This window comes from Variovorax sp. P4_D9 (assembly GCF_056401695.1).
In genome coordinates this window covers 1-4,800 of the sequence record NZ_JBFUIU010000675.1, presented here as the reverse complement: position 1 = coordinate 4,800, position 4,800 = coordinate 1, and the positions used below count along the sequence as shown (strand labels likewise).

The following is a 4,800-nucleotide window of genomic DNA, read 5'->3' as shown; positions in this document are numbered from 1 at the left end:
AAGGAGGGCAACATGGTGCTCGAGCTGATCCGCCGGGTGCGCGACAAGGGCCTGCCGGTGGTGCTGATCAGCCACAACATGCCGCACGTCTTCGAGATCGCCGACCGCATCCACGTGGCCCGCCTGGGCAAGCGTGGCGCCGTGCTGAACCCCAAGAAGATCAGCATGAGCGACACCGTCGCAGTCATGACCGGCGCGCTGCCACCCGAGCAACTGCCGGCCGAATGCCTGGCGTGAGCGGGGCGGTGCGTGCGATGAGGGCCCCCTCGCCGGCCGCCGCGGCCAACGGCTTGCACGACGCCGCGCGGCTGCGTCCGCGCGGCTCGAGCCAGGGCGGCCTGCGCCAGTACAACGAGCGGGTCGTGCTGCAGGCGATCCGCAACCACGGCCCGATGCCCGGTGCCGAACTGGCGCGGCTCACCAAGCTGACGCCACAGACCATCTCGCTGATCACCAAGCGGCTGCTCGACGATGGCCTGCTGCTGCGCGGCGCCCTGCTGCGCGGCAAGGTGGGCCAGCCCTCGGTGCCGCTGGCGCTGAATCCTGACGGCGCTTTCTCCATCGGCATCAAGCTCGGGCGCCGCAGCCTCGACATGCTGCTGGTCGACTTCACCGGCGCGGTGYGGGYACGGCGCAGCCTGAACTACGACTTCCCCAAGCCCGAGGCGGTGTTCGGCGAGATCGCGAGGCGGCTGGCCGAATTCCATGCGCTGCTCGGCGCGGCCGAGCAGGAGCGGCTGCAAGGCATTGGCATCGCGGCACCGCTGTCGCTGGGCGGCTGGCAGGCGCTGCTGGGCGTCGAGGCCGACCACGCGGCGGCCTGGAACCGCACCGACGTGCGGGCCCGGGTGGCGGCGCTGTCGACGCTGCCGGTCAGCTTCGTGAAGGACACCGCGGCCGCCTGCGTGGCCGAACTGGTGGCCGGGCGCGGGCGCAGCGTGCGCAGCTTCGTCTACATCTTCGTCGACACCTTCATCGGCGGCGGCCTGGTGATCGACAGCCATCTGCGCGGCGGACTCAACGGCAATGCCGGGGCGATCGGCTCGCTGGCGCTGCAGCGCGCCCTGCCGGGCGACGCCGGGCCGCCGCCGCAGCTGCTCAGCGTGGCCTCGCTGATCACGCTCGAGCGGCGCTACGAGCAAGCCGGGCTGGATCCGGCCGCGGTTGCCGACGAACGCGCACTGCAGGCGCCCTGGCGGCCGATCACCCAAGCCTGGCTCGACGAGGCCGCGCCGGCGATCGTGCTGGCGATCCACGACGCAGCCTGCCTGCTCGACCTCGAGGGCGTGATCATCGACGGTTCATTCAGCCGCGAGTTGCTCGAAGCGCTGCTGGCGGCGGTGTCGGCGGCCTGCGGCCGCTACAACTGGGAAGGCGTCGAGTGCCCGCAGCTGCTGCCGGGCACCACCGGTTCGGACGCCCGCGCGCTCGGCGGCGCGCTGCTGCCGCTGCATGCCAACTTCGCGCCCGACCGCGATCTGTTCCTGAAGCTGGACAAGGCGTCGGGCTGAGGGCTCGACCGAGCGCTGCGCCCCGCGATGCAAGCGCCTGGCCTTAGGCTGCGAGTTCCTCGACCCGCAGTGTCGCGATCGCTCCGGCCACGGCCGGATGCGCCCGCAGCGCTTGCAGCGCCAGGTCGACCGCCCCCTGTGGCAGTGCGTCGGTCAACACCAGCCCCTGCGGACCCACGCCCGGACGCTCGGCCGCCAGCAGCAGCTGCCGCACGGGCAGCTGCCGTGCCGCCAGCAAGGCGGCCAGCGCCTCGATCTGCCGCGCGGCATTCAACGGCACCCGCAGGTAGTGGGCGCTGCACACGTCGGCGCGCGCCAGCACCGACAGGGCATTCATCGCATGCGCATGAAAACCCAGGTGCGGCACGCGCTGCCCCGCGTGGGTGCCGTCCAGCCGCGCCACGTCCACGAGGTCGGCGATCACGGCCGATGCCGTCTGCTCGGACCCCGCGCCGGCGCCGTAGTACATCGTAAGGCCGGCCGCGTCGGCCTTGACCATGATGCCGTTCATCGAGCCGTTGACCTGCGCCATCAGGTGGCTGGCGGGAACCAGCGCGGGCTGCACGCGCAACTCGACGCCGTGCGCCCGGCGCCGGGCGATGCCAAGCAGTTTGACCCGAAAGCCCAGTTGCTCGGCGCAGTCCACATCAAGCGCCTGCAGGCCCGTGATGCCCTCGACCTGCGCATCCGCGAAGCGTACCGGCATGCCGAAGGCATTGGCGGCCAGCAGCGTGAGCTTGTGCGCGGCATCGATGCCCTCGACGTCGAAGGCCGGATCGGCCTCGGCGTAGCCCAGCGCCTGGGCCTGTGCGAGCGCGCCGGCGAAGTCCAGCCCCTCGTCGCGCATCTTGGACAGGATGAAGTTGGTGGTGCCGTTGATGATGCCGGCCACCCATTCGATGCGGTTGGCCGTCAAGCCCTCGCGCAGCGCCTTGATGATCGGGATGCTCACGGCCACCGCCGCTTCATAGGCCACTGCCACGCCGTGCTGCCGGGCGGCGGCGAAGATCTCGCTGCCGTGCACCGCCAGCAGCGCCTTGTTGGCGGTGACGACGTGCTTGCCGTGCGCGATGGCCGCCAGCACCCAGTCGCGCGCCGCGCCGGTGCCGCCCGCCACTTCGACCACCACGTCGACCTCGGGATGGGTGGCGACGCGAAAAGGATCGCCGGTCAGTTCGGCTCGGCCATCGACGATGGCGGCCGCGCGCGCTAGGTTGCGGGCGGCCACGACCACGAGTTCGATCCCGCGCCCAGCCCGGCCCGCGATCTCGGCCTGGTTGCGGGCCAGCACGCGCAAGGTGCCCGACCCCACGGTGCCGATGCCGATCAGGCCCACGCGCAGGGGGCGAGTGGCCGCGGGAAAGCGGCTCAGGGGCTCGAGGGACTGGACTGGATCGCGGTACATGAAGATCTCCGAACAAACGAACAAACAAAAAACCCAGCTGCCAGAGCTGGGTCGGATTCGTTCGGGGAGAAGCGAGAACACCAGGTGGCTGCCGGAACGGCCACCTGCGCGTGCTCAGGGGGCCGCGGTGGTAATGGTGGTAATCATTCGTGCGTCCAGCCTCGAGCGGCCCGGGAGGGCAGCGCCGAATGAAGCGAGGAAGGAATGGCACGACATGGAGGCGAAGTGTACAGGACGGCGCTGGCAGCCCCGCGACGCGCTCAAGAGGGCCGGTGGCTCTCGAGGAAGCCGGCGATCGCCTCGTTCACGAGCTCCGGGTGTGTCACCGGTCCCATGTGGCCGAGGCCGCCGAAGGCCCGGACCTCCACCCGGGGCAGCATCCGGGTCAGCAGCCTGGCGACACCCAGCGACGAGGCGGGCGAGTTGCTGCCGGTCATGTAGAGCACCGGAACGTCGAGCCGGGCGAAATCCTCGAGCGGCGCGGGCTCGCCGAACAAGGCGGTCGCCCACTGGCGCACATCCGCCGCCGACTCCCTGATCGCGCCCTTGCGGGCCTCGGGCATGCGCGCCCAGGCGCCCTCGCCCATCCAGTAGTCGATGAAACATCTGGCCGCCTCATCGGGATTGCCAGCGTCCAGCGCGAGCCCGGCCGCGGCGACTGCGCCCCGGATGCCGTCGGCGTCGTTGGGCGGCGGGGTCTCGGCGTCGAGCAGCGAGAACAGCGTCGGCTCGAAGAGGGCCATGGCACGCACCCGCTGCGGCCGGGCCAGGGCGGCGCGCAGCGCCACGGCAGCGCCGTACGAATGCCCGACCAGCATCAGGGATTCCCCGGCCCGTTCGAACAGCGGTTCGAGCAGCGCGACTTCATCCTGCAGCGCAGCCCGACGATCGGTCGGCCTCGGCGGACTCTTGCCGGCGCCGAGCAGGTCCGGGGCCAGGACCTTGAACTGCGGGGCCAGGCGCTCGAAGAGCGCACGCCATTGGCTCGAGCTGCTGGCATTGGAATGGAGGCATACGACCGCCGGGCCGTCGCCGGTTTCGCGAAAGAACAGGGCTGGAGACTGCATGGGAATTGGCTCCTGACAGCGCTGCGCTGCAGCGCAGATCATCTTTGCGCATGCGAATGGCAGATACACCCTTCCCCATGCGCCGCCGACACCAGCTCGCTGAGGATCCCGCAATCGATCGCGGCATGCGGCTGCGAGCAGCGTCCGCGCAACTCGGTCAGCTGCTTCTCCAGCGCCTTCAGGCTCTTCAGTCGGGCCCGCACCCGGTCGATCTGCTCGTCGACGAGCTGGTTGATGTCGGCGCAGTCCTGTTGCGGGGCGGTGGTGAAATCCAGCAGCCGCTTGATGTCGCTCAAGGGGATGTCCAGCGCCCGGCAATGGCGCACGAAGGACAAGCCCTCCAGGTGCGCCTGCCCGTAGGCGCGATAGCCGTTGGGCTGCCGCTCTGGCGCCGCCAGCAGGCCGGCCCGCTCGTAGTAGCGGATCGTGCCGACATCGACACCCGTGGCGCGGCTCAGGTCGCCGATCTTCATGATGGCCGTTCCTTGCTGGTGGAAAAACAGGATCGTAGCCACTTGACCCTATAGCAGGTACAGGGTGTGAAATAGACCCTGAAAGCGACAACCATGGCCCGACACCTTCACGATCACGCGCCCGCCGAACCCACCGGACCCGAGGCATGCTGCGGGCCCAGCGCCTGCTGCGGCCCCGCGACGCTCGCGGCGGCCGCGGTTGGCGCGGAGCCGAACACCTTCCGCATCGCCACCATGGACTGCAGCGTCGAGGAGTCCGAGATCCGTCGGCTGGCGGAGCCGATCGCAGGGATCCGCGGCCTGCATTTCCGGCTGCCCCAGCGGACGCTGCGCATCGACGGCAC

General features: G+C 70.4%; 4 protein-coding genes and 2 pseudogenes. 3 read left to right on the top strand and 3 right to left on the bottom strand.

Annotated features, from left to right (window positions below):
- Together AC1DY5_RS42335 and AC1DY5_RS42330 are read left to right on the top strand one after the other, a co-directional pair.
- Window positions 1–237: pseudogene (locus AC1DY5_RS42335) on the top strand (sugar ABC transporter ATP-binding protein); the annotation flags it as partial.
- Between the two features lie 17 nt (window positions 238–254).
- Window positions 255–1,511, top strand: coding sequence for an ROK family protein (locus AC1DY5_RS42330; protein ID WP_478120407.1), 1,257 nt, complete (start codon window positions 255–257; stop codon window positions 1,509–1,511).
- Between the two features lie 43 nt (window positions 1,512–1,554).
- Here AC1DY5_RS42330 and AC1DY5_RS42325 read toward each other — a convergent pair whose 3' ends face one another.
- From AC1DY5_RS42325 to AC1DY5_RS42315, 3 genes are all read right to left on the bottom strand, one after another.
- Entirely contained in the window at window positions 1,555–2,916 is a 1,362-nt protein-coding gene (locus AC1DY5_RS42325) for a homoserine dehydrogenase (protein WP_478120406.1), read from the bottom strand.
- A gap of 260 nt (window positions 2,917–3,176) precedes the next feature.
- Window positions 3,177–3,983, bottom strand: coding sequence for an alpha/beta fold hydrolase (locus AC1DY5_RS42320; protein WP_478120405.1), 807 nt, complete (start codon window positions 3,981–3,983; stop codon window positions 3,177–3,179).
- Between the two features lie 38 nt (window positions 3,984–4,021).
- A complete protein-coding gene (locus tag AC1DY5_RS42315) occupies window positions 4,022–4,456 on the bottom strand; it encodes a Cd(II)/Pb(II)-responsive transcriptional regulator (RefSeq protein ID WP_478120404.1) in 435 nt (144 codons plus the stop codon).
- 93 nt (window positions 4,457–4,549) lie between these two features.
- On the opposite strand from AC1DY5_RS42315, the pseudogene AC1DY5_RS42310 reads away from it, so the two are divergent.
- Window positions 4,550–4,800: pseudogene (locus tag AC1DY5_RS42310) on the top strand (heavy metal translocating P-type ATPase); the annotation flags it as partial.

Excerpts from the sequence above, each read along its gene's own strand:
- AC1DY5_RS42325 (WP_478120406.1), bottom strand. The coding sequence starts at position 2,916 with ATGTACCGCGATCCAGTCCAGTCCCTCGAGCCCCTGAGCCGCTTTCCC.
- AC1DY5_RS42320 (WP_478120405.1), bottom strand. The coding sequence starts at position 3,983 with ATGCAGTCTCCAGCCCTGTTCTTTCGCGAAACCGGCGACGGCCCGGCG.
- AC1DY5_RS42315 (WP_478120404.1), bottom strand. The coding sequence starts at position 4,456 with ATGAAGATCGGCGACCTGAGCCGCGCCACGGGTGTCGATGTCGGCACG.